The sequence below is a fragment of the Pseudomonas sp. Pseusp16 genome (assembly GCF_047324915.1).
GTDB lineage: Bacteria > Pseudomonadota > Gammaproteobacteria > Pseudomonadales > Pseudomonadaceae > Aquipseudomonas > Aquipseudomonas fluorescens_CD.
This window is the reverse complement of the sequence record NZ_CP168522.1, coordinates 4,432,173-4,456,709: the sequence shown is the minus strand read 5'-3', so window position 1 is coordinate 4,456,709 and position 24,537 is coordinate 4,432,173. Positions and strand designations below refer to the sequence as shown.

22 protein-coding genes and 1 pseudogene are annotated in these 24,537 nt (G+C 61.1%); 11 read left to right on the top strand and 12 right to left on the bottom strand.

Going from position 1 to position 24,537, the window contains the following annotated elements; genetic code table 11:
- Positions 1–77: 77 nt before the first annotated feature.
- The 10 genes from fis to gcbA form a co-directional block, all read right to left on the bottom strand.
- On the bottom strand, positions 78–398 hold the full coding sequence (gene fis / locus ACEN8Q_RS20280; protein WP_007907419.1) for a DNA-binding transcriptional regulator Fis: 321 nt from the start codon (positions 396–398) through the stop codon (positions 78–80).
- Positions 395–1,405, bottom strand: coding sequence for a tRNA dihydrouridine synthase DusB (gene dusB / locus ACEN8Q_RS20275; RefSeq protein WP_413703644.1), 1,011 nt, complete (start codon positions 1,403–1,405; stop codon positions 395–397). Before dusB ends, fis begins: the two co-directional genes overlap by 4 nt.
- Positions 1,406–1,589: 184 nt before the next feature.
- On the bottom strand, positions 1,590–2,843 hold the full coding sequence (locus ACEN8Q_RS20270) for a DUF3426 domain-containing protein (protein WP_413427393.1): 1,254 nt from the start codon (positions 2,841–2,843) through the stop codon (positions 1,590–1,592).
- Positions 2,844–2,873: 30 nt separating this feature from the next.
- Positions 2,874–3,752 (bottom strand): 50S ribosomal protein L11 methyltransferase, encoded by an 879-nt coding sequence (prmA, locus tag ACEN8Q_RS20265; RefSeq protein WP_413427394.1) that lies wholly within the window; start codon positions 3,750–3,752, stop codon positions 2,874–2,876.
- A gap of 271 nt (positions 3,753–4,023) precedes the next feature.
- Positions 4,024–5,382, bottom strand: a complete 1,359-nt coding sequence (gene accC / locus ACEN8Q_RS20260) for an acetyl-CoA carboxylase biotin carboxylase subunit (RefSeq protein ID WP_223462769.1) — start codon at positions 5,380–5,382, stop codon at positions 4,024–4,026.
- Positions 5,383–5,399: 17 nt separating this feature from the next.
- Positions 5,400–5,858: an acetyl-CoA carboxylase biotin carboxyl carrier protein gene (accB, locus tag ACEN8Q_RS20255; RefSeq protein WP_413427395.1), complete on the bottom strand. Its 459-nt coding sequence runs from the start codon at positions 5,856–5,858 to the stop codon at positions 5,400–5,402.
- A gap of 24 nt (positions 5,859–5,882) precedes the next feature.
- On the bottom strand, positions 5,883–6,338 hold the full coding sequence (gene aroQ, locus ACEN8Q_RS20250) for a type II 3-dehydroquinate dehydratase (protein ID WP_413427396.1): 456 nt from the start codon (positions 6,336–6,338) through the stop codon (positions 5,883–5,885).
- A 132-nt stretch (positions 6,339–6,470) separates the two neighbouring features.
- Positions 6,471–8,216, bottom strand: coding sequence for a protein-disulfide reductase DsbD (locus tag ACEN8Q_RS20245; protein WP_413703643.1), 1,746 nt, complete (start codon positions 8,214–8,216; stop codon positions 6,471–6,473).
- A gap of 192 nt (positions 8,217–8,408) precedes the next feature.
- Positions 8,409–9,452: a methyl-accepting chemotaxis protein gene (locus tag ACEN8Q_RS20240; protein ID WP_413705510.1), complete on the bottom strand. Its 1,044-nt coding sequence runs from the start codon at positions 9,450–9,452 to the stop codon at positions 8,409–8,411.
- 955 nt (positions 9,453–10,407) lie between these two features.
- Positions 10,408–12,078, bottom strand: coding sequence for a diguanylate cyclase GcbA (gene gcbA, locus ACEN8Q_RS20235; protein ID WP_413703642.1), 1,671 nt, complete (start codon positions 12,076–12,078; stop codon positions 10,408–10,410).
- Positions 12,079–12,563: 485 nt separating this feature from the next.
- On the opposite strand from gcbA, the gene ACEN8Q_RS20230 reads away from it, so the two are divergent.
- The 7 genes and pseudogenes from ACEN8Q_RS20230 (at position 12,564) to ACEN8Q_RS20200 (ending at position 20,336) form a co-directional block, all read left to right on the top strand.
- Positions 12,564–13,631 carry a DUF2333 family protein gene (locus ACEN8Q_RS20230; protein WP_413427400.1) on the top strand — a complete coding sequence of 356 codons (1,068 nt, stop codon included), beginning with the start codon at positions 12,564–12,566 and terminating at the stop codon, positions 13,629–13,631.
- A gap of 3 nt (positions 13,632–13,634) precedes the next feature.
- On the top strand, positions 13,635–14,192 hold the full coding sequence (locus tag ACEN8Q_RS20225; protein ID WP_413427401.1) for an NUDIX hydrolase: 558 nt from the start codon (positions 13,635–13,637) through the stop codon (positions 14,190–14,192).
- A gap of 404 nt (positions 14,193–14,596) precedes the next feature.
- The gene (locus ACEN8Q_RS20220) at positions 14,597–14,968 is read left to right on the top strand and encodes a translation initiation factor Sui1 (RefSeq protein ID WP_008016777.1); all 372 of its coding nucleotides are present in this window, start codon (positions 14,597–14,599) and stop codon (positions 14,966–14,968) included.
- 219 nt (positions 14,969–15,187) lie between these two features.
- A complete protein-coding gene (speA, locus tag ACEN8Q_RS20215; protein WP_413427402.1) occupies positions 15,188–17,101 on the top strand; it encodes an arginine decarboxylase in 1,914 nt (637 codons plus the stop codon).
- Between the two features lie 232 nt (positions 17,102–17,333).
- A complete protein-coding gene (locus ACEN8Q_RS20210; protein ID WP_413427403.1) occupies positions 17,334–18,653 on the top strand; it encodes a type VI secretion system Vgr family protein in 1,320 nt (439 codons plus the stop codon).
- A pseudogene (locus ACEN8Q_RS20205) lies at positions 18,650–19,449 on the top strand (DUF4123 domain-containing protein). Before ACEN8Q_RS20210 ends, ACEN8Q_RS20205 begins: the two are co-directional and overlap by 4 nt.
- A gap of 59 nt (positions 19,450–19,508) precedes the next feature.
- On the top strand, positions 19,509–20,336 hold the full coding sequence (locus ACEN8Q_RS20200) for an alpha/beta hydrolase (protein WP_413705509.1): 828 nt from the start codon (positions 19,509–19,511) through the stop codon (positions 20,334–20,336).
- Here ACEN8Q_RS20200 and ACEN8Q_RS20195 read toward each other — a convergent pair.
- Both ACEN8Q_RS20195 and ACEN8Q_RS20190 read right to left on the bottom strand, forming a co-directional pair.
- A complete protein-coding gene (locus ACEN8Q_RS20195) occupies positions 20,330–21,679 on the bottom strand; it encodes an MATE family efflux transporter (RefSeq protein WP_413427405.1) in 1,350 nt (449 codons plus the stop codon). The two genes, ACEN8Q_RS20200 and ACEN8Q_RS20195, sit on opposite strands and share 7 nt — an antisense overlap.
- Before the next feature lie 67 nt (positions 21,680–21,746).
- Positions 21,747–22,040, bottom strand: coding sequence for a hypothetical protein (locus tag ACEN8Q_RS20190; RefSeq protein WP_413427406.1), 294 nt, complete (start codon positions 22,038–22,040; stop codon positions 21,747–21,749).
- 179 nt (positions 22,041–22,219) lie between these two features.
- Here ACEN8Q_RS20190 and ACEN8Q_RS20185 point away from each other — a divergent pair, with 179 nt between their 5' ends.
- From ACEN8Q_RS20185 to ACEN8Q_RS20170, 4 genes are read left to right on the top strand one after another with little or no spacing between them, the layout of a single operon-like run.
- Entirely contained in the window at positions 22,220–22,522 is a 303-nt protein-coding gene (locus ACEN8Q_RS20185; RefSeq protein ID WP_413427407.1) for a MazG-like family protein, read from the top strand.
- On the top strand, positions 22,522–23,271 hold the full coding sequence (locus tag ACEN8Q_RS20180; protein WP_008016770.1) for a methyltransferase domain-containing protein: 750 nt from the start codon (positions 22,522–22,524) through the stop codon (positions 23,269–23,271). The genes ACEN8Q_RS20185 and ACEN8Q_RS20180 overlap by 1 nt, the downstream gene beginning before the upstream one ends.
- Before the next feature lie 12 nt (positions 23,272–23,283).
- Entirely contained in the window at positions 23,284–23,886 is a 603-nt protein-coding gene (locus ACEN8Q_RS20175; protein WP_413703641.1) for a DUF4136 domain-containing protein, read from the top strand.
- Positions 23,887–23,941: 55 nt separating this feature from the next.
- Positions 23,942–24,505: a DUF4136 domain-containing protein gene (locus ACEN8Q_RS20170; protein WP_413427409.1), complete on the top strand. Its 564-nt coding sequence runs from the start codon at positions 23,942–23,944 to the stop codon at positions 24,503–24,505.
- Positions 24,506–24,537 lie beyond the last annotated feature (32 nt).

Genomic DNA, 24,537 nt, shown 5'->3' with positions numbered 1-24,537 from the left:
TTTCCATCAAAAGCAAAGGAAGTCAGCAAAAAAGGCGACCGGTTTTACGCGGGCGCCTTTCTGGTTTGATTGAATGCTTACAGCAAATCGTACTGCTTGAGTTTCTTGCGCAGCGTGCCCCGGTTCAGTCCGAGCAGCTCGCTGGCCTTGGTCTGGTTGCCCTTGACGTAGTTCATCACGCACTCGAGCAGGGGAGCCTCGACTTCGGAGAGCACCAGGTTGTACACATCCGTGACGGCAGCGCCCTCAAGGTGGGCGAAATAATTGTGCAGCGCCTTCTCGACACTCCCGCGAAGGGTCTGGCCCTCTTCGCTCGGTGTATTGAGGTGCTGTTTCAAATTCACGTTGTCGCTCACGGGTGTTGTTCCACTCACTAAAGTCTCGGTCATCATCGTCATGCGGCCACCCACTCTCCGTCCCCTGTCAGGCTCTTGTAACGTTCGGCGAAAAACGCCTGAACGTTGGCGCATTGTGCATCCGTACCATCCAAACGATTGAAGTGGGCACGAAACTCCCTGGCGCCCGGCAGGGTTGCGAGATACCAGCCCACATGCTTTCGAGCAATGCGCACACCCATGACATCGCCATAGAAGGCGTGCAGGGCGGCCAGATGCTCTAGCAGAATGCGTTCCAACTCGATCAGCTCCAGCGCCGGGAGCTTCTCGCCGGTACGCAGGAAATGGTCGATCTCGCGAAAAATCCACGGCCGCCCCTGGGCGGCCCGGCCAATCAGCAGGCCATCGGCACCGGTCGCGTCGAGCACGTACCGGGCTTTTTCCGGCGAGTCGATATCGCCGTTGGCGAAGACCGGAATCGACACCGCCTGCTTGATCGCGGCAATGGTGTCGTACTCGGCTTCACCGGTGTACAGGTCGGCACGGGTGCGGCCATGCACTGCCAGCGCCGTAATGCCTGCCTGCTCGGCGATTTTCGCCACCGTCAGGCCGTTCTTGTTGTCCCGGTCCCAACCGGTCCGGATCTTCAGGGTAACCGGCACATCGACCGCGGCCACGACAGCCTGCAGGATCTCGGTTACCAAGGGCTCATCCTTCAACAGTGCGGAACCGGCAGCCTTGTTGCAGACTTTTTTTGCCGGACAGCCCATGTTGATATCAATAATCTGCGCGCCCATTTCAACGTTGGCACGGGCGGCGTCCGCCAGCATTTGCGCGTCCCCACCGGCGATCTGTACCGAGCGTGGCTCGGGATCACCTTCATGGATCATGCGCATGCGCGACTTGCGGGTGTTCCACAAGCTCATGTCGCTGGTGACCATTTCCGAGACAACCAGTCCCGCGCCCAGGCGCTTGCACAGCTGACGAAAGGGCTGGTCGGTGACGCCCGCCATGGGGGCGAGAATCAAGCTGTTATGTAATGTGTATGGGCCGATGCGTACCGCCGACATAGGACTTCCCTGTTGTGGGGCCGGATCATGGGAGTTCGAAAAAGGGTTGGCATGATACCCGCTCTCGATGACTGGATAAAGGCTGAATTGAACAAAATCTGAACAGTTATTCTGTTATTACCCGTGGTTTGGTTTGCCGGGTGGAGTCAAAAAGCCGACATCAATCCTAGGTCGATGAGGCGTTTCACTCCGGAGAGTGAAAGCTCAAACTGTAGTTCACGGCTTTGGCGCCGGGGTCGAGAATGTCCAGGGCGATGTGGATCGGCGTTTGCGGTGGCATTTCCGCCATGCCTTCGAGATCGCCATTGAGGTACTCGCCGGGTTTGAAGCGGCGGCTGGCGATCAGGTGGCCATTGAGGTCGGCGAAGCGCAGTTCCAGCAGCGGGAAGGGCTGGGAGAAGGGCGCGCGGTTATAGATGATCGCATCGACCACCAGAGCGCCATTGAACTCGGGATGGCTGCGCACCACCAGGTTGCTGCTTTTGATTTTCGCGATGTCGACTTTGGAGGGCACGATGCAGCCGATTTGCGGGCAAAGTTGCTGGAACCACGGACGATATTGATCCTGTCGCGCCAGTTCGTCGAAATGGTAGGCGATGTACTGGCCGGCGAGGGCGCCAGCGGCAATCAGCACCAGCAGCGACCACAGCAGTCGTCGGCCCCAGGGCGAGCGGCGTTTTTGCCAATCCAGTTGCAGCGGATCGTCGGTCAGGTCTTGCAGCACTTCAGCGCGCACGCCCGGCTCGCTACGCTCGCGTCGTTTGCGCAGCGGTTCGATCGAGGGCAGGTTGTCGTCGATTCCGTTTTCGTCGGTGGCCGACAGGCGTTCGTGGTTCAGCGGTGCATCGAGAGGGTCGTGCAATCGCAGCTGGGGCGGCTGCGGCTCGTCGTCCAGATCAACCGGTTCCAGGGACAGCGAAGGTTCGGTACGTGAGGCTTTGCCCGGTTCGACCGTGGGCTCTGGCGTTTCAAGGCTGTCGAGCGGTTCGTCGGCTTGCGCACGATCGGCGGCCGACTCACTGAACAGGCTGTCGGACCACGGCTCTTCGTCATCCTGCCCGGTGCTGTCGCGACGGGCGCTCAGCGAGTCGTCGCGATGGCGACCGAGTTCGGTGGCCGGCTGGATCTCCCGCTGTTCGAGCCGGGCGAGTTCTTCGTCGAGGTCGAGGCTGTCCAGGTCCAGTTCGGTCGCGCTCCATTGCTTTTGGCTGATGGCGCGCGGCGGCGATGGTTCGAGGGGCTGCGCAGGCTGCACAGGCGGAATCGGCGTCGCTACCGGTGATTCCTTGCCCGCCTGTTCAAGCAACTGCCTGGCGGCATTGAACACCTGCAGGCAGGAGCCGCAACGAACCACGCCACGCGCCACGCTCAACTGGGCATGGCTGACGCGGAAGCTGGTTTGGCAATGCGGGCACTGGGTGACGAAGCTATCGGTCATGCGGCGATCCGGATTATGCAGGCGGTCATTCTAGCGCCGACGGCCAGTGATGCGCACCCAGCCATCGCGATTGGCGATCGGATCCAGATCGAAGTCCTCGGCGTAGGCGGCAGCGACTTCGTCGCCCTGTTCGGCGAGGATGCCCGACAGCGCCAGGCGACCGCCCGGCTTGACCAGGCCGGACAACTGCGGTGCCAGGGAAACCAGCGGGCCGGCGAGAATGTTGGCGACCAGTACATCGGCTTGAACCTGCGGCAGGTCTTGCGGCAGGTACAGTGGGAACAGCTCTTCGGCAATGTTGTTGCGTCCGGCGTTGTCGCGGGAGGCTTCCAGGGCCTGCACGTCGATATCGGTACCGACGGCTTGTTTTGCGCCCAGCAACAGGGCGGCAATCGCCAGAATCCCCGAGCCGCAGCCGAAGTCCAGCACGTTGCAGTCCTTCAGGTCCTGACCGTCGAGCCATTCCAGGCACAGTGCGGTAGTCGGGTGGGTACCGGTGCCGAATGCCAGGCCTGGGTCCAGCAGCAGATTCACTGCATCAGGCTCCGGCGCGGCGTGCCAGCTCGGCACGATCCACAGGCGCTGGCCGAAACGCATTGGCTGGAAATTGTCCATCCAGCTGCGTTCCCAGTCCTGGTCTTCGATCACTTCGCTGTGGTGTTCAGGCAGCGGGCTGCCGGTCAGCAGCTCCAGATGGGCCAGTACCGGGCCGGGCTCGGTACCGCCTTCGAACAGGGCCAGCAGGTGCGTGTGCGACCACAGCGGCGTGGTGTTGAGTTCCGGCTCGAAGATCGGCTGATCTTCGGCGTCCATGAAGGTCACCGACACGGCGCCCACTTCAAGGAAAGCGTCTTCATAGGTTTCGGCTTGTTCTGGGCTGATGGCGAGACGTACTTGCAGCCAAGGCATGGCGGGCACCTTTGAAAAATGTTGATTGCAGCCTAGCGGGCTGCGAGAAGCGCGCAAGTTTACGCGAGCGCGGAGGGTTTGTGGGAGTCCACTGTACCTGTGGGAGCGGGCTTGCTCGCGAAAGCGGACTGCCTGCTACATTGATGTTGGGTGTGCAGACGCCTTCGCGGGCAAGCCCGCTCCCACAGGGAATGTGCAAAGTCACCTATCTGATGGAGCGTCCAGATACAACAAAGCCGCCCAAAGGCGGCTTTGTTGATGGGTTCGAAGCTTAGTGCTTCTCGCCAGCCAGCTTGTGCTCGAGGTAGTGAATATTCACGCCCCCTTTGCAGAAGCCTTCATCGCGGGTCAGGTCGCGGTGCAGCGGGATGTTGGTCTTGATCCCGTCGACCACGATTTCGTCCAGCGCATTGCGCATGCGCGCCATGGCTTCGTCACGGGTTGCGCCGTAGGTGATCAGCTTGCCGATCAACGAGTCGTAGTTCGGCGGAACGGCATAGCCACTGTACAGGTGCGAATCGACGCGAACGCCGTTGCCGCCTGGAGCGTGGAAATGCTTGACCGTGCCCGGGCTCGGCATGAAGGTTTTCGGGTCCTCGGCGTTGATCCGGCATTCCAGTGCGTGACCGCGGATGACGACGTCATCCTGGGTGAACGACAGCTTGTTGCCGGCGGCGATGCTGAGCATCTCCTTGACGATGTCTATGCCGGTGACCATTTCCGATACCGGGTGCTCTACCTGGACACGAGTGTTCATCTCGATGAAGTAGAAGCGACCGTTCTCGTACAGGAACTCGAAAGTACCTGCGCCACGGTAACCGATGTCGATGCACGCCCTGACGCAGCGGGCGAGGACTTCCTCGCGCGCGTTCTCGTCGATGCCCGGTGCCGGCGCTTCTTCGAGAACTTTCTGGTGGCGACGTTGCAACGAGCAGTCGCGGTCGCCCAGATGGATAGCGTGACCCTGACCATCGGAAAGAACCTGGACTTCCACGTGACGTGGGTTGGTCAGGAATTTTTCCAGATAGACCATCGGGTTACCGAACGCCGCGCCTGCTTCGGAGCGGGTCAGTTTGGCCGAGGAAATCAGGTCTTCTTCTTTATGCACAACGCGCATGCCGCGACCACCGCCGCCGCCAGCGGCCTTGATGATCACCGGGTAGCCGACTTCGCGACCGATGCGCAGAGCGGTTTCTTCGTCTTCCGGCAACGGGCCGTCAGAGCCCGGAACAGTCGGTACGCCGGCGGCGATCATGGCGTGCTTGGCCGATACCTTGTCGCCCATCAGGCGAATGGTTTCAGCTTTCGGGCCAATGAACGCGAAGCCGGATTTCTCGACCTGCTCGGCGAAGTCGGCGTTTTCCGCAAGGAAGCCGTAGCCCGGGTGAATGGCGGTGGCGCCAGTCACTTCGGCTGCGGCAATGATTGCCGGAATGTGCAGGTAGGAGTGGGCGGCCGATGCCGGACCGATGCAGACGGATTCGTCCGCCAGGCCCAGGTGCATCAGTTCCTTGTCAGCCTTGGAGTAAACGGCGACGGTCTTGATGCCCATCTCTTTGCAGGCGCGCAGGATCCGCAGGGCGATCTCACCGCGGTTGGCGATCAGAACTTTTTCCAACTTCGCAGTCATCAAAGGCTCTCCGCGGTTCAAACGATGGTGAACAGCGGTTGGTCGTACTCAACCGGCTGGCCGTCTTCGACGAGGATGGATTCGATCACACCGCTGGTTTCAGCTTCGATGTGGTTCATCATCTTCATGGCTTCAACGATGCACAGGGTGTCGCCTTTCTTCACGGTCTGGCCGACTTCCACGAAGGACGGCGAGGTTGGCGAAGACTTGCGATAGAAAGTACCGACCATCGGCGAACGGGCAACGGCACCGTTCAGTGCTGGAGCGGCGGCGGCAGCAGGTGCAGCAGCCGGAGCGGCGGCAGCGGCAGGCGCGGCAACCGGAGCAGGCATTGGTGCCGGCGCGTAGTACTGCTGAGCCGGAGTCTTGCTATGACGGCTGATGCGTACGGACTCTTCGCCTTCCTTGATCTCGAGCTCGTCGATGCCGGACTCTTCCAGCAGTTCGATCAGTTTCTTAACTTTACGGATATCCATGAATCATCAACTCCCAAGGGTCGGTCAGGGGCGGTTAACTTGTTGTTCAAGCTGTTCCAGGGCGGCCTCCAGGGCCAGTCGGTAACCGCTGGCGCCAAGGCCGCAGATCACTCCCACCGCTACGTCGGAGAAGTAAGAGTGATGGCGGAAAGGTTCGCGTTTGTGCACGTTAGACAAATGCACTTCGATGAATGGGATGCTCACCGCCAGCAGCGCGTCACGTAATGCGACACTTGTATGTGTAAAAGCTGCCGGATTGATCAAAATGAAGTCCACGCCTTCGCCGCGGGCGGCGTGAATACGGTCGATCAATTCGTACTCGGCATTGCTTTGCAGGTGCAGCAAATGGTGACCGGCTTCGCGGGCACGGCGTTCCAGGTCCTGGTTGATCTGCGCCAGCGTCGTGGCGCCGTAGGTACCCGGTTCGCGAGTGCCGAGCAGGTTCAGGTTGGGTCCGTGCAATACGAGTAGTGTCGCCATCGGCGGTTCCTTTGTTATCCGTGAGCAATTGTCAGAACCCGGCGACTATGCCGCAAAGCCTTTGTGACTGTCCAGTTCTCTGCAATAGCCGGCACGATGACCGATGTTTGCGCGAAATATATGACTGCTTGATTAAATTTGGTCATTGGCCCTGGTAACACGTTCGGCGAAGTCTTTGGCGTTGATCTCGCCGATCACCCGCACATCGGCGCGTTCGACACCGTCCTTGCCGAAAAACATCAGGGCCGGAGGGCCGAACAACTGGTAACGGTCGAGCAGGGCGCGTTGTTCGGCGTTGCTGGCGGTGATGTCGAAGCGGATCAGCCGGTAACCCTTGAGGCGTTCGACGACGATCGGGTCGTTCAGCACCTCATGTTCGATGACTTTGCAGCTGATGCACCAGTCGGCGTACCAGTCGAGCAGCAGCGGTGTGCCGGATGACCGTGCGTCGGCGAGTGCGCGATCCAGGTCGGCCGGCGTGCTGACGGTTTGCCAGCTGCTGGTGTTTTGCACAGGTCCGCTGTTGTCAATGATACGGGGCTGGCCAATCGGGTTGAGCGGGTCGGTCTGGCCGCTGAAGGCGCCATACCAGCAGGCCAGTGCGTAAAACAGCAGGAACATGCCGAGCAATTGGCCCAGGCGTTTGCGCGGTGGTTTATAGACGAACTCCAGTGCCCCCATGAACAGGCCGACGCCGCCCGCCAGCAAACCGATCAGCAGCAAGGTGACCTGACCCGGCAGGACGCGGCTGAGCAGGCCGATGGCCAACCCGAGCAACAACACGCCAATTGCGTTTTTCACATAGACCAGCCACGGGCCGCTTTTCGGCAACCAGGCTGCGCCACCGGTGGCCACCAGCAACAGCGGTGCGCCCATGCCGAGGCCGAGCATGAACAGCTTCAAGCCGCCGCCCAGCGCATCGCCACTGGCGCTGATATACAGCAGCGCGCCGGCCAATGGCGCCGAAACACAGGGTGAAACCAACAAACTGGAGACCACGCCCAACACCGCGGCGCCCCACAGTGACCCGCCTTCGGTGCGACCGGCGATACGGTCCAGGCGACTGCTGATCGCGTGCGGCAGTTTCAGTTCGAAGACGCCGAACATCGCCAGCGCGAACAGCGCAAAAAACATCGCGAAAGGCACCAGCACCCAGGCCGATTGCAGCCGCGCCTGCAGATTGAGCTGGGCACCGAACAGGCCCATCAGCGCGCCGAGCAGGGCAAAGCAGGCGGCCATCGGCAGCACATAGGCCAGTGACAGATTGAAACCGCGCCAGCCGCCGACCTGGCCGCGCAGTACCACGCCGGACAGGATCGGCAGCATGGGCAGCACGCACGGCGTGAACGTCAGGCCAAGGCCGGCGAGAAAAAACAAGGCCAGTTCGCGCCAATTCCACTGATAGGCCGTCGCCGGAGCGCCGCTGCCGTCGATGCTCAATCGCTCGGTTTCCGGCGGATAGCACAGGCCTTTGTCGGCGCAACCCTGATAGGTCACGGCCAGGGTGAAGGCGCGCTGGTCGGTGCGCGGCAGCTCGACGTCGAGAATGCCGTGATAGACCTCGACATCGCCGAAATATTCATCGTGCTTTTTCTGGCCGTCTGGCAGTTTCGCGGCGCCGAGGACGACTTCGGCCGGATCTGCGCGAAACTGAAAACGGTGGCGGTAGAGGTAATAACCCTCAGTGGCGACGAAGCGCAGCTTGATCGATTGCGGCGTGCTTTCTACCAGGCTCAGCCGGAAGGCTTCACGCACTGGCAGGAAGTCGGCGCTGTTGTTGATCGAGCCCAGGGTCGAACTGGGGCGATTCTCCAGCAAGCCAGTGGCGCTGGCCGGCAGGGCAAACACTAAAAACAACAGGCAGAGCAAGCGGCGCATGACGGTCTCGCGTATCGGAATTGGGGGGATGATAGCGGACAGTTGCGGGGGTGTGCAGGGCGGGAGTTTCGTGGTGAAGGTTCTGACGCCTTCGCGAGCGAGCCCGCTCCCACATTGGTTCTGCTGTGTGCACATCATTTGTGAACACCAGAGATCAAATGTGGGAGCGGGCTTGCTCGCGAAAGCAATCTGTCAGACGCGGAACGCCTGAACGGCTGTATGCAGTCGTCCACCGAGCACCAAAAGGTTCTCCCCCTGCTCGCGGCCTTCGCCAATACGCAGCAGGTTATCCCCTCCCAACTGGTGAATCCGCTCGCTGTGGTCGCGGATCTCGCTGACAGCGCCGCTTTGCTGGGCGGTGACATCGGCGATGCGTACCGCCGTGTCGGAAATGGTCTGGATTGCCCCGACGATCTTATCCAGCGCGCCATCGGCGGCCTGGGCCTGGTTGGCGGTGGCTTCGGCGTGTTCGACCTGGGCGCGCATGCCTTCCACCGATTGTCGCGCGGCGGTTTGCAGCCCTGCGATCAAGGTCTGGATTTCTGCCGTGGCCCCGGCGGTACGTTGCGCCAGTGAGCGCACCTCTTCGGCCACCACGGCAAAGCCTCGGCCCATCTCCCCGGCCCGGGCTGCCTCGATGGCGGCGTTCAAGGCCAGCAGGTTGGTCTGGTCGGCAATCGAGCGGATCACCGTCAACACGCCCCCGATGGTGGCCGACTCTTCGGCCAGGTGTTCGATCATTTGTGCATTGCCTTGCACTTCATCCACCAGCGCATGCAGACCGGTGAGGCTCAAGCCGATGACTTTCTGTCCATGCTCCACGGCCAGGCCCGCGTGGCGGCTGGCGTCGGCGGCCTGGCTGGCATCACCGGCGACTTGTTGAATGGTCGCTTCCAGTTCGCTCAGGGAATCGCGGATCAGCGCCGTGTCGCCGGCCTGGTGCTCGGCGCCGCTGTGCAAGTCGTTGCTCAGGTCGGCCAGGGTACGGCTGCTACCGGCCACTTGTTCGGCGTTGCGGCGAATGGTCCCCACCAGGTCCACCAGATACGCACGCAAGCGGTTGAGCGAGGCTTCAATGTCATGTAGTTCGCGGTTGGTGTTGCCCAGTTCAATATCGCGGCTGAAGTCGCCTTCGGCCCAGGTCGACAGGGCCGGGGCGAGGTTGGTCAGGGTCCGGGCCAGTTTGCGCTGCAGGGTGTCGATCAGCAGCGCGATCAACAGAATCAAGCCGATCATCACGCCTTGCATCAACCGCACTTCACCCTGGATCTGTCCGTGCTGGGCGCGTACCACCGGTTCCAGCCCGGCGATGGCCTGTTGCACGTCGGCGATTTTCAAGTGAGTCGCGGTGCTGAGGTCGGCGCGTTTGCTGATTTGATCGCGAGTGCGCGAGAGCTCGGCCGGGTAGCGGGTGAGCAGACTGTTAAGCTCGCGCTTGAGGCCAACGCCGGCATCTTCGGCAACGGTTTTTTCCTTGTTCTCAAGGCCCATCATCGAGGCGAAATCATCGGTGTTCGACTCGCTGCTGGTGGTCACGCCCAGCAGCGGCAGGGCGTCGAGCTTCTCCGCCTGGGTGCGGATGTTGGCCACTTCGCGTTCGACATCGGCGGCCAGTTCACTGCGGCCGCTGCTGACCAGTTTGTCCCGCGCCAGGGACAGTTTGCCCAGGTGCTGGGAGGCGGCGAGCAGCGGCGTCAGGTAGGCCGCATTGCCACTGGCGTACTGGCTGAGTTGATCGAGACTGGCGCCCAGTTCCCGCTCGGCCTGCAGCAACAGCGCCTGCGGATCGCCAGCCAGTTTGCCGGCGGCTAGCAGGTCGGTTTTGCTGAACTCTTCAAGGGTCGAGAGGCTGGGGCGCAAGGTCTCGGCCAGGGCCGGTGGCAATTCGCCGAGTTGTTTTTGCAGGCTTTCGATGCCTTGGGCGGCACTGCTCAGGCGCAGTGCATCGCCGCTGCCAAGGTAATCTTCGATGCTGCGGGCGACTTCATTCTGAAACTGCTGCGACAGACCCAGGTAGCGCTCCATTAATAGATACGGGCGCTCAAGGGCTTTCTGCGACCACCACAGCGTAGCGCCGAGGGCCACGCACACGGCCACCAGAAGGAGGGTATTGAGATTGGTCAGCAGCTTCAGGCGCATTACGGACTACCAACGGCAGAAATGGTAAGTGCCTGAACTTATTGCGTTTCTGTTACAGGGTTATGACCGTATCGGTCGATTCCGATAAAAAAGTGGCACTTTGCTTTGATGTGCGTGCGGCCTGTACGCGATTGCGTCCACCGTCTTTGGCGCGATACAGCGCCTCGTCGGCCTGGCTGGCCATCATCAGGCTGTCGGAGCTTTCGCATAACTCCACCACCCCGGCACTGAAGGTGCACCACAGATCCTGGGGTTGAGCGGGGTAGTGAATCTCGGCAAATCGCTGACGGATTTCATCGAGCACGTTGTAGGCCGCTTCGATATCGGTGTCCGGCATGACGATGGCGAACTCTTCGCCACCGTAGCGGCCGATGAAGTCGGTTTTGCGCAGGCGTTGTTTGAGAAACAGCGCGAGGCTCTTGATCACCCGATCGCCCATGGGGTGGCCGTGGCTGTCGTTGACCCGTTTGAAGTGGTCGATATCGAGCATGGCAAAGCTCAGCGGCTTGTTCTCGCGACGGGCGCGGAACGAGCAGTCCTCGAGCAATTGCAGGATGTGCGTGTGGTTGTACAGGCCGGTGAGGCTGTCACGGACCATCCGTGCCTTGAGGTTGCGGGCTCGCGCGGCGCGGTTGCGCACGGTGGTGATCAGGTGCCGGGGCTTGATCGGTTTGGTCAGGAAATCATCGCCGCCCTCGCTCATGGCGTCGAGCTGTTTGTCCAGGTCGTCTTCGGCCGACAGGTAAATGATCGGCACGCTGACGTAACGGTCGTTATGGCGGATCACCTTGGCCAGTTCCGTACCGGTGCAGGCCGGCATGTACATGTCGAGGATGATCAGGTCCGGCTGGAAATCCGCCAGTTCGGCCATGGCCTGGATCGGCTCGATCAACGTCCGGGTAACGATCCCTGCGCTGTTGAGCAGGCGCTCGGTGTGCAGGGCCTGGGCGCGGGAGTCGTCGATGATCAGCACTTTATAAGGTTCGTACTGGGCGACGCAGGTCAGGACTTCGATTTTCTCCAGCAGGCTCGACGCTTCGAGGGTGCCGGTGAGGAACTCCTGGCCACCGGCACGCACGGCGGCCAGGCGGGTCGGGGTGTCGGTTTCGTGCAGGCTGAAGAACAGCAGCGGCAAACGCTGGTCGAGGCCTTCCTGGGCTTCGGCGGCCAGTTTCAGGCCGACGCCGGGGCCACTGAAATCCACGTCCATGACAATCGCCGCCGGCGAGCGCTCAACCATCGACGAGCGAAATGCGTCTACGCTGTCCAGGGACTGGGCGCTGAGCCCGAAGAATTCCAGTTGCTTGGCCAGGCGCTCGGCACGGTCGTGATCCTGCAGCATCACATAGATAGGCTTGCGCAGTGGTGGCAGGAAGGTTTGATCGAGTTGGTCGCCATGGCGCAGACCGGTGCGTGACAGGCGCTGCATCAAGCGATTGAGGTCGGTGATCAGGCCGCTGCTCAGGCGTCCGCGGTTGGCATCGACCGCTTCCAGGGACTGACCGATATGGCGTGCCAGTTGCGTGTGTTCCGGTTGCTCGAAACGCTCGGCGAAACGCAGCAGACGCAGATTGGCCTCGCTCAGTTCCGAAAGGTCGGCGGTGGACCACTCACTGCGTTGCAGGCGCTGCCATATCTCAAGAATCTGACGAGCCTGATGAATTACCCGCTGGGCAAAGTGATGCTTGAGGCGCTCGCGGCTGGGGTCTTCTGGCTCGGTCATATCCTGACTACTAGTTAGGGTGCACACTGAGGTCGACTGGTGGCTCTATGCTAGCACCACTTTTCCATTACATGAGTGCTGTACGTCAATAATCTGCAATGTGACTCCATTCAGTTTGTGACCGGTCGGTCTGGTTTTGGCCCTGGAAGTCGCGGCGTGCGGAGGGCGAAGTGCATTAATCAGGGCACTTGACGGGTGTGGGGCGGCCATTGGCGAGCGATTGGCATTCGGCCATTGATGATTTTTTTGCGAGTGCTGACCGGTTCGGTTTTTCGGGTTTCAGGGGGTAAGGGATTCCCTTATGGGTGCAATCCTTACCATTAGGTGGATTTTGAGGGCGGCAGCGTCGTCGGGTGGGCAGGAACACTTTTCATCACAAGCCCGGTAATTTTCCCCTTCGATGCAATGGCGGGTGCCGGGCCAAGGCACGTTGTTGTATGGTTGTGGTCGAACCGTCGAACCCAAGAGATTGAAAGGATATCGCCATGCTGGACTGGAAGAACCGCACAGGCAGTGCGCCTGAACGTACCGCTGAACCGAAGTCGGAGGCCCGCAGTTATCTGGGCGGCCTGTTGTTCAGCCGGGCGCTGGCCACTCTGCTGGGCATCTACCTGTTGGTGGCGAGTGTCCTGGGCTGGTACTGGAGCCAGGAGCCGGCGTTGTTCCCGGTCCAGCAAACCGCTCAACTGGCGGCCGAGAAAGAAGGCAAGCAGATGGTGGTCGGCTACACCACGGTGGAAACCCTCAAGACCGTCGCCGGCACCTTGCTGACCAAGCCGGGCGGCTATATTTCCAACGACCGATTCCCGCCAGGCCTGTGGATGGACAACATGCCGAGTTGGGAATACGGCGTGCTGGTGCAGGTCCGCGACCTGAGCCGCGCATTGCGTAAAGACTTCGCCCGCTCGCAATCGCAGTCCGCTGAAGACGCCGACCTGGCCAAGGCCGAGCCGCGTTTCAACTTCGACAACAAGAGCTGGGTGCTGCCGTCCAGTGAGTCCGAGTACCAGGAAGGCATTAATTCCCTGAGCCGCTATCAGGCGCGCCTGTCCGATCCGAACCAGAAGAGCGCATTGTTCTATGCCCGCGCCGATAACCTGAACAACTGGCTGGGTGATGTCGGCACGCGTCTGGGATCTCTGTCGCAACGGCTGTCGGCCAGCGTTGGCCGGGTCAAGCTAAACACGGCGTTGAAGACCGAAGTGGTGGCGCCGGGCGTGGCGCCTCAGGTTGACGAAGAAATCGTCGAAACCCCATGGCTGCAGATCGACAACGTGTTCTACGAAGCCCGCGGCCAGGCCTGGGCTCTGTCGCACCTGTTGCGTGCCATCGAAGTCGACTTCGCCGATGTGCTGGCCAAAAAGAACGCCACGGTCAGCGTGCGCCAGATCATTCGTGAACTGGAGGCGTCGCAGGAGCCGGTGTGGAGCCCGATGATCCTCAACGGCAGCGGCTTCGGTGTGCTGGCCAACCACTCGCTGGTCATGGCCAACTACATTTCCCGGGCCAACGCGGCGGTGATCGATTTGCGTCAATTGCTCAATCAGGGCTGAGTCATGGTCGATAACGCCAGGGAAGCCGCGCACCGCGCGGCGTCCGATGCCGAACAGATCGCCTGGGTCGACGAGCAGGACAACCTGCTCGGCGCCCTGGTCCGTTCCGACCTGCGCGAGCGCGGGCTGATCGGGCGCGGCACCTACATCATATTGTTCAACTCCGCTGGCGAGTTGTGCGTGCATCGCCGCACGCTGAGCAAGGCGATCTATCCCGGTTACTGGGACGTGGCGGCGGGTGGCATGGTGCTCGCAAGTGAAACCTACGCCGAGTCGGCGGCCCGGGAACTTGAGGAAGAACTGGGCGTGAGTGGCGTGGAGCTGACCGCCCATGACCATTTTTTCTTCGAGGACACCGGTAATCGCCTGTGGTGTTCGGCGTTCTCGGCTGTGTGGGACGGCCCGTTGATCCTGCAACCGGAAGAGGTGCTCGAAGCGCGCTTTTTGCCGATTGAGCAAGTGCTGCGGGAAATCGAGGAAAAGCCTTACTGCCCGGACTCTTTGGCGGCATTGAAACGCTATCTGAGGTCTCGCGGGCAAGACGTCGCAAAAAGGCTATAAATTGGCGCCGATTGGCTCTTAGCAATCGGCGTTTTTGCCGTTACACTGCGCGACCTTTTCAAGCTGAACCGGTATGGCTGTTTCTGTAGGAGCGAGCTCGCGATGAACTTATGGACGACGCGTGTATTCTGAATGCACGCGTTATCGTTAACGACCATCGCGAGCAAGCTCGCTCCTACAAAGATGCATTACGTGTAGGAGCGAGCTCGCTCGCGAAAAACGAATGGACGACACGTGCTGTCTGATGCCGCGCGTTATCGTTGACGTTCATCGCGAGCTCGCTCCTGCAATGAAATGAATGTCGAACCGTTTCAGTAGCGCTGCCCCTGCCTGAGTGGGGCTTCGCGGTCGATGGCACTTCCCAGGTGCTGCGGCCAGTCTTTGTCCTCCAAAGAGGATTGCCGGTGGCCAAAAAAGCCGCATCCTTCGCCGCCCTGGGCGGCCTGGTATTTTCCACCGACGCAGGTCGTCATTGCCCGGAATGCAGTAAACCGGTGGACGCCTGCATCTGCAAACAGACCGTTATCCCGGCCGGCGACGGCATTGCGCGCGTGCGTCGCGAAAGCAAGGGCCGTGGCGGCAAGACGGTGACCACCATCACCGGCGTGCCATTGGCTGAAGATGCGCTCAAGGAACTGGGTACGACGTTGAAGAAACGTTGCGGTACCGGTGGGGCGTTGAAAGACGGTGTCATCGAAATCCAGGGCGATCATGTCGAGCTACTCTTGGCAGAACTGATCAAGCTCGGTTTCAAAGCGAAGAAGTCCGGCGGCTAGCAGCCTCTGTGAAAACCACCCTCGGCTTGATCCGGTCCTGATGGCATTCAGGCCTGGCGTCAGCCACATGGTTTTCACAGAGCCTGTTCATGACCGGTTTCTAAACTCACTGCGGTCGGCGGGGTCTATTGCCTCGTTGACGAACCGTCATTTTCATTCTTTAGACTGCGCCGGCCTGAACCCAGGCGACGCACTATGACTTCTTTATAGGGGACTTCGATGTCCGTACGACGCACACGCAAAGACGATGGCAGCCAATGGACAGTTGCGGACAGCCGCAGTGTTTACGGGATTCGCCATTGGGGGGCCGGGTATTTCGCGATCAATGACGCCGGTCGCGTCGAAGTTCGTCCGAACGGTCCGAGCAGCTCGCCTATCGACCTGTTCGAGCAAGTCGACCAGCTGCGCAAAAGCGGCCTGTCCTTGCCATTGCTGGTCCGCTTCCCGGACATTCTGCAGGACCGCGTGCGTCAGCTGACCGGCGCGTTCGACGCCAACATCGAACGTCTGGAATACCAGAGCAAGTACACCGCACTGTACCCGATCAAGGTGAACCAGCAGGAAGCGGTGATCGAGAACATCATCGCCACCCAGAACGTTTCCATCGGCCTGGAAGCCGGGTCCAAGCCCGAACTGCTGGCAGTGCTGGCACTGGCGCCGAAGGGCGGCACCATCGTCTGCAACGGTTACAAGGACCGCGAATTCATCCGCCTGGCGCTGATGGGCCAGAAGCTCGGCCACAACGTGTTCATCGTGATCGAGAAAGAATCCGAAGTCGGTCTGGTGATCGAAGAAGCGGCCTCGCTCAAGGTCAAGCCTCAGGTCGGCCTGCGCGTGCGCCTGTCGTCCCTGGCGTCGAGCAAGTGGGCGGACACCGGCGGCGAGAAATCCAAGTTCGGTCTGTCGGCGGCGCAACTGCTGTCGGTGGTCGAGCGCTTCCGTGCGGCCAGCCTGGACCAGGGTATTCGCCTGCTGCACTTCCACATGGGCTCGCAGATCGCCAACCTCGCTGACTACCAGCACGGTTTCAAGGAAGCGATCCGTTACTACGGCGAGTTGCGCAACCTCGGCCTGCCGGTGGACCACATCGATGTCGGCGGTGGCCTGGGCGTGGATTACGACGGTACGCACTCGCGTAACGCCAGTTCGATCAACTACGACATGGACGATTACGCTGGCGTCGTGGTCGGGATGCTCAAGGAATTCTGCGATGCGCAGAGTCTGCCGCACCCGAACATCTTCTCCGAAAGCGGCCGCTCCCTGACCGCCCACCACGCCATGCTGGTGGTGCAAGTGACCGACGTCGAGAAACACAACGACGACGTTCCGCAGATCGAGAACAAGGAAGCACTGCCGGAAACCGTGCAGTGGCTGGTGGACCTGCTGGGTCCGACCGACATCGAGATGGTCACCGAAACCTACTGGCGCGCCACGCACTACATGAGCGATGTCGCTGCCCAGTATGCCGACGGCAAGCTGACCCTGGCCGAGAAAGCACTGGCCGAGCAATGCTACTTCGCGGTGTGTCGTCGCCTGCACAACTCGCTGAAGGCGCGCCAGCGTTCCCACCGTCAGGTGCTGGACGAACTCAACGACAAGCTGGCGGACAAATACATCTGCAACTTCTCGGTGTTCCAGAGCCTGCCGGACACCTGGGCCATTGATCAGGTCCTGCCGATCATCCCGCTGCACCGCCTCGATGAAGAGCCGCTGCGTCGTGCGGTGCTGCAAGACCTGACCTGTGACTCCGACGGCAAGATCAACCAGTACGTCGACGAGCAGAGCATCGAAACCAGTTTGCCGGTGCACGCGCTGAACGAAGGTGAAGACTATTTGCTGGGAGTTTTCCTGGTCGGTGCCTACCAGGAAATTCTTGGCGACATGCACAACCTGTTCGGTGACACCGACTCGGTGAACATCTACCAGAACGCCGACGGCAGCGTGTACCACGCCGGTATCGAAACCCACGACACCATCGAAGACATGCTGCGTTACGTGCACTTGTCGCCGGAAGAACTGATGACTCACTACCGCGACAAGTGCGCCAGTGCCCGCATCAGCGCATCCGAGCGCACGCAGTTCCTCGATGCCTTGCGTCTGGGGCTGACCCGTTCGTCTTACCTGTCTTCCTGAGGTAAGCGTCACGCTGATCAGGTTGTCTGAAATTTTTCCGTTTGCCGCGGAAATTTCAGATGACCTGGTACGGCGTTTCTGTTTTTTCAAACGAAAATACCCACGTCCTTGGCGATCCATGCCATTTGGTCTTCTTTTCGCGTAGGTCATTTCCTAAGTTGTACTTCGGCACTCTACTCGGCCATGTCTCTCAGCGAGAATCCCCGGCCGCCCCTCCTGTAGAGAAACGCCGATGTTCAATCCAGTCAGCGAACCGTCATCTCGTCTGGATGTAGCAGGTCTGCCCGACTCCTTCGAGGTCCTGGCCTTTACCGGTAAAGAAGCCATCAGTGAGCCGTTCGTGTTCGACCTGGAGTTGCTTATCGATGACCCGGTGCTGGACCTTGCCAGTTTGCTGTACCGCCCGGCCGCCTTGCATTTCGGGCCAGCCGGAAACCACGTGCATGGACAGTTGCATGAACTCGTCCAGCGTGATCATGCCTCGGGGCCCCGACTCTGCCAGGTGCGCCTGGGGCCAAAACTGGCTTGCCTGGACCAGCGCTTCAGCCAACGAATCTTCAGCGGCCGTTCGGTGCCGCAAATCCTCGACCAGGTGCTCAGGGAGCATGGCATTACCGGCAAGGATCGACGCCTGGAGCTGAGCGGCGAATACCTGCCCAGAGATTTTTGCACGCAATATCGAGAGTCAGACTTGCAGTTTCTGCAGCGACTGTGCGCCCAGGAACGGCTTCACTACCACTTCGAACACCGGGCCTGCGGACACTGTGTGGTGTTTGGGGATGACCGGCAGCATTTCCCAACCGGCGAACCGGCGGTGTTCCGGAACGAGGGCGTTGGGCCGGCGGTGCGGCAGTTCGAACGTCAGCGCTGCGGGGGAACAGCAGCCCAGCGTGCCGAATGCCGGACAGACCTGGCGACCTTGCGCAGCGGTGGGCTGATGCCGCTGTCCGGTCATCCGGTTACCGAATGCAATCGACTCTGGCTGCTGACCCACGTTGAACATTGGGGCAGCCAGGATATGGCGACGCCCTACCACAATCAGGTCCGTGCCCTGCGCTGGCCTACACCATTCGAGCCGTCCTGTGCGGCGGTCAAACCACAGATGCATAGCCTGCAACGGGCGTGGGTCGTCGAAGTCGATGAACCAGGCCCCGACCCGGCAAGACCGGTACCGGTGCAATTCGACTGGCTTTATCAGGGCGAAGGGGCAGCGCCCAGTCATTGCTGGTTGCCCCTGGCCAGGCCGTTGCAGGCCGAAATGTTCTCGCCATTGCGGGAAGGGACTGAGCTGGTCGTGAGTTTTGTCGAGGGCGATCCCGATCAGCCACAGATAGCCGGGTTGCTGCATGTACCGGCAACGATCGAGGTGACGGACACCGACGCACCCCAGGCCACCGGCACCCCTGATGAGGGCCTGGAGCAGTGGTTGCGGTCGGGAGAGCCATTGCTGGTGTTGTGCCTGCTGCCCGGCGGTGGCAGTTTCAACCACTGTGCAGAGGCATTGTGCACCTGCCGTCTGGCGACGCAGCTTGGCCAGAGCTCTGGAGCATGATCGTGACACGCACGCCCGAAGCACCACAGCAGTGGCTGTTGCTGGATGTGCCGGGCACGCCACAGGCGGGTGTCACACTTCGGCAGATGTTTGCTCAAGCCCGGTGGTCAGGGTTGTTCGAAGATACCGAGTGGCATGCGCTGCATGAGCAGGGGCCGGTCCTGGTCGATCTGCGCACCTGCCCGGCACTGGCCGATTTATGCATCGTCGACGGACAACGTTGGCCCGGGTTGCTGATGGTCAGTGAGGCCAGTGCTTCGACGTTGCTGGCGCATTTGCGGCGCATGCTCACGGTCACGCTTGGCCTGCACCGGGCCCTTTTGAACTACTACAACCCGATCACGGCCAGCTATTTTTTCGATGCCTGCGATGCCGCTGAATTGAGTCGCTGGCTGGGGCCCATCAACCAGTTGCGCTGGTTCGGCGGCAGTTGGGCGGATCGCGCGATGGGCTGTGAGGGCTGGCAGCGTGTGTCCAACCCGGGGCTGGCTGTCCGCCCGTTGGCAGTCGAGGAGAGCCTCAGCGCCGGGCAACAGGGAACACTGCAAACCTGCCTGCTCGAGCAGCATGCCTGGCGCTGGAGCCAATCCACCGGTGTCGATTTCTACCGCTTGTCGGCCCACGTGCTGGAGGGGGGGCGCTGGGTTTCAGCGAGCGCCCGGTGCTTGATGGCTGGATATGGCTACGCTTGCAATATCCCGACGCCGTGCCCGTGCAGCCATTGCCGGGCAGGACTCAACAGGAACGCCTCGATAGCCTGCGTCACCTGTGGCAGAACGACCCACCCTGGCCATGAGGTCGAAATTGATGATGCGGCCTGTTTGGCGGCTGTTATGCGTGGCATTCGCTGGCCTGATGTTGGCCACGGTAATCGCCTGTTCGCCGTTGGAAATGCTCAATGCCTTGACCCCCGACGGTTCTTTTGGCAAGGCCGAGGGCATTGCCTATGGCAACGATCCACGGCAAAAGCTGGATGTGTACGTGCCACGCAAGGCCGGGCCGAACACCCCGGTGGTAGTGTTTTTCTACGGCGGCAGCTGGAATAGCGGTTCACGCAGTGACTACAGCTTTGTCGGCGAGGCACTGGCTTCGCGGGGCATCGTCGCGGTGCTGGCGGACTATCGCTTGTATCCACAGGTGCGCTATCCGCTGTTTCTCGAAGACTGCGCCAAAGCGGTGGCCTGGACTCATGAACACATTCGCCAGTATTCCGGTGACCCGCAACAGCTGTATCTGATGGGCCACAGTTCCGGGGCCTATAACGCCGCAATGCTGGCACTGGACCCCGGCCTGCTCGCGGCAGTGGGCATGTCGCCCCATGATTTGCGCGGCTGGATCGGCCTGGCCGGGCCTTATGATTTCTTGCCGATCCAGAATCCGGAGGTACGCCCGGTATTTTTCTGGCCGGACTCGCCGCCTCGCTCACAACCGATCAACCATGTCAGCCGAGGAGCGCCGCCGGCATTGCTGATGGCTTCGAGTGACGATGACGTGGTCAACCCGACGCGTAATACCGGTGGGCTGGCGAAAAAGTTGCGGGAGGCGGGGGTGCCGGTGCAGGACCTGTATTTCTCCCGCACCAGTCACGCCACGCTGGTGGCCACGTTATCCCGTCCGTTGCGTGGACTGGCGCCAGTGCTGGATGAAGTCTCGGCGTTTGTCGGGGCCACGCCCGTTCAGTGAGTGCTGCCGACGAACCAGCCATCGTGACGACGCAGGCGCCAGGCGATCACGCCAAGGGTCAGACTGCGCAGCAGCATGAACAACAGAAAGGTTATCCACAGGCCATGGTTGCCCCAGCCTTGCAACGCCCAGCCGAAAGGCAGCACCAGCGCCACGGTCAGCAGCATGCCGTTGCGCATTTCCCTGGCGCGGGTGGCGCCGATGAACAGACCGTCGAGCAGGTAGCTCCAGACAGCAATCAGCGGCAATACGGCGAGGTAGGGCAGGTAAATGAACGCGGTGTCGCGCACACTCTGAATGTCCGTCTGCATCTCGATGAACAGATGCCCGGCGAACAAAAACAGCGCGGCAAAGCCCAGGCTCGCCAGCAACGACCAGCCGCCGGCCACCACCAATGAACGGCGCAGGGCATCGCGGTCGCGGGCGCCGAGCGCATGCCCACACAGGGCTTCGACGGCGTGGGCCAGGCCATCGAGGGCGTGGGCGGTGAGCAGCAATCCGTTGAGCAGCAAGGCATTGGCTGCGACCGTGGCGTCGCCCAACCGCGCGCCTTGCACCGTGATCAGGAAAAACACCGATTGCAGCGCGAGGCTGCGGATGAAGATGTCGCGGTTGACCGCCAGTAATGGCCGCCAACTCTGCCACAGCGCCAATGCCGTCCAGGCGATATGCCCGGGGTAGGCGCGCAGGGCTTTGCGAGTCATCAGCAAACCGATCAGTGCACCGGTCCATTCGGCAATCACCGAGGCCCGGGCAGCACCCGCCACGCCCCATTCCAGGCCGAGGACGAACCACAGGTTCAGGGCAATGTTGACCAGGTTGGTACTGAGCAAAATCGCCAGTGGCGCCCGGGCATTCTGGGTGCCGAGAAACCAGCCGACCAAGGCATAACTGGCGAGCGCCGCCGGCAGGCCAAACAGGCGGGTGTGGAAGAACTCGCGGGTCAGTTGATCGAGCTCCGCCGACGGCTGCATGAAGTGCAACGCGACCCCGCTCAATGGCACCCCCACCGCACCCAACACCACGGCCAGGCCGATGGCGAGCAACAGGCCTTGGAGCAGAATCTGTCGCAAGGCCGCACCATCCCCGCGCCCGGCTGCCTGGGCGGCGAACCCGGTGGAGCCCATTCGCAGAAAACCCATGGCCCAGGCGAGGAAGGTATACAGACTGGCCCCGACCGCAACGGCTCCGAGTTGATGGGCGTGGGGCAGGTGGCCGATGACGGTGCTATCGACCAGTGCCACCAACGGTACGGAAATGTTCGAAAGAATCATCGGCGCGGCGAGTGCCCAGACCCGGCGATGGGTAGGGCGGTCGCGCCAGTCGGCGGTCAGGTTGGACATGCAGGCTCCTTGGAGGAGCGGGCATTGTAGCGGCACATCGAGAGCAAGCCGCGATCAATTGTGGGGGTCAGTGAATGATCCAGCTAAATAACCAAAGCCCCAGCATCAGCCAGATGATCCCCATGATGAACGACGCATTGAGAAATGCACGGATCGCCGACCACATCAGTATCAGCCCAAGGATCAAGGTCACGATGCTGACGACCGAGGTATCCATGCCCAGCGCCTGGGACAAGCCTTCGACAAAATTGCTGCTGGCGTTGCTCAACAGATTGAACAGCCCACTGAGGCTATCAACGATGAAGCGGATGATCGAGCCAAGTACCTGGCCGAGCCATTCGGAAAAACCTTCTACCTGCATGGAGTGGGAGTCCTGATTAAAGAGAATCGAGTCTTGGGCTGTCGATCATGCTGCCGGGTTCCCACAAGCATAGAGCGTTGCACCGGTCCTGTGGGAGCGGGCTCGCTCCCACCCGAAAAACGTTGTCACTTGCCATCCTCGGTCATCCCCCCGAAGCTATACATCTTCAGGAGAGCCCGATGAACCTTGTTGAACTGACCGAACGCCTGCACGCCATCCGTGACCGCAATGACTGGCAGCAATTTCACAGCCCGAAAAACCTCGCCATGGCCGCGAGTGTGGAAATGTCCGAGCTGGTGGAAATTTTCCAGTGGCTGACCGAAGACCAGTCACGCCAGTTGCCAGCGGATAAACTCGCCCACGCCGGGCAGGAAGTCGGTGACATTGTGCTTTATCTGTTGCTGTTGTGCAGCGAGCTGGGCCTGGACATGGAGGCCGTGGTGCGCAGCAAGCTGGCGGACAGCGAACGGAGGTTCAGCTGATGAGCGACCGTCATTTCGATCAACTGGCGACCCGTTTTGCCGAAAAAATCTACGGTGGTGCCAAAGGTGCGATCCGTCTGGCGGTGTTGCAGGCCGATCTGGCCGAAATCCTGCCCGACCGGCCGCTGCGTGTTCTGGACATCGGCGCCGGCCTTGGCCACATGTCGTTGTGGCTGGCCCAGCGTGGCCATCAGGTGACCCTCGCCGAGCCTGCCGAACCGATGCTCGAAGGGGCCCGCCAGCGTTTTGCCGAAGCCGGGCAGAGCGCCACGTTCATTCAGGCTCCCTGGCAGGAGCTGCTCGGGCAGCTCACCGAACCCTACGACCTGGTGCTGTGCCACGCCGTGCTGGAATGGCTGGCCGAACCCCATGCCATCCTGCCGGTGCTGCATCAGCTGACCAAGGCGGACGGCTGGCTGTCCCTGGCGTTTTACAACCGCGATGCGCTGATTTATCGCAACTTGCTCAAGGGCCATTTCCGCAAGATGCGCAAGAACGACATGGCCGGCGAAAAGCAGAGCCTGACCCCGCAGCAACCCCTTGATCCACGCGAGCTGGCGGCGCAACTTGAAGGCCTGTGGCGGGTCGAATCAGAGAGTGGAGTGCGGGTTTTTCACGATTACATGCCGGTGGAATTCCAGGCTCGCGCCGAGCTGGTGGACTTGCTGGAAATGGAACTGGCCCACCGTCGTCATCCGAGCTTTGCCGGGCTTGGGCGTTACTTGCACTGGATCTGTCGGCCTGTCTGATCGGAGCACGCAATGAAAAGTCATTCAGGTTTACTGCTTTTCTGCCTGGGGCTGGCCGCTTGTCAGGGCAGCAACCCCTATGTCGCCACGTCCAACCCTTTGCCACCGGCACCGCCCCAGGCCGCCAACACCTTTGACCGCAGCGCTTACCCGGCAGCCCCCCGTGACTATGGGCGCTACCGCAGTTGGGCGTGGCTCGACGGGCACCTGCCACCGGGCACCGCCTGGGCCGACTCGGCGCAGGTCGCCGAAGCGGTCAGCAATGCGCTGGATCAACGCGGCTTGCGCCCGTTGCACGACAATCGCCCGGCCGACCTGTTTGTCAGCGCCGATCTGCGCCTGGAAACCCGCTTGCGCCAGGTCCGGGACGATTACGGTTACTACGGCGGTTACGGCGGCTACGGGCCGGGATACGGCATGTACGGCAGCGTGCCGATTGTGCGTACCTATTCGGAACAGGTCGTGGTAGTTCAGGTGGATATGTTTGACGCCAGGAGTGGCCAGCCGGTATGGAGCTCGAGCGCTGAAACCGGCAACCGGGGCAGCGAAAGCGAGCGGGCCGACGCGATACGGGAGGCTGTGGAAAAGGCAATGTCGGCGTATCCTCCTAGTTAGCTTCTTGTAGATAAGAAGCATTTCACAGGATCATGCCTTCAATCGGAGAATCACCATGTTCCGCCGTTTTGCATTACTGGCAGTGGTCGCGCTGCTCAGTGCCTGCGCCGCCAACCAGGTCAATCATGACTTCGACGCCAGCCGCGATTTTGCTGCTTATCGCAGCTGGACGTGGAAAGAACCCGCCCTGCAATACCGTCCCGATGATCCACGAATCAAGAGCGACCTGACCGAACAGCGCATCCGTCAGGCGGTTGCCGATCAACTGGATCAGCGCGGTTTGCGCCCGGCCGCCGCAGGCGCCAAGGGCGATTTGAATGTGCAGACCTACCTGATTGTCGAAGAGCGGCAACAACAGGTGACCACCAATTACGGCGGCGCTTGGGGTAACCCGTGGCATGGCTACTACGGCGCCCCCATGTATAACGAAACCCGCAATGTCAGCTACAAGGTAGCGACCATCCAGATCGACATGCTCGATGGCAAGGACGGCAAGCTGGTGTGGCGCGGCAGTGACGAACAGATACTCAGCCGCACGCCGAACCCGACGGATCGTCGCGATGCCATCTGGGAAACGGTCACGCGGATATTGGCCAACTACCCACCGCACGCATCCTAGAATCAGCCGGCCTCTCAACCCCTGTGCTCCCA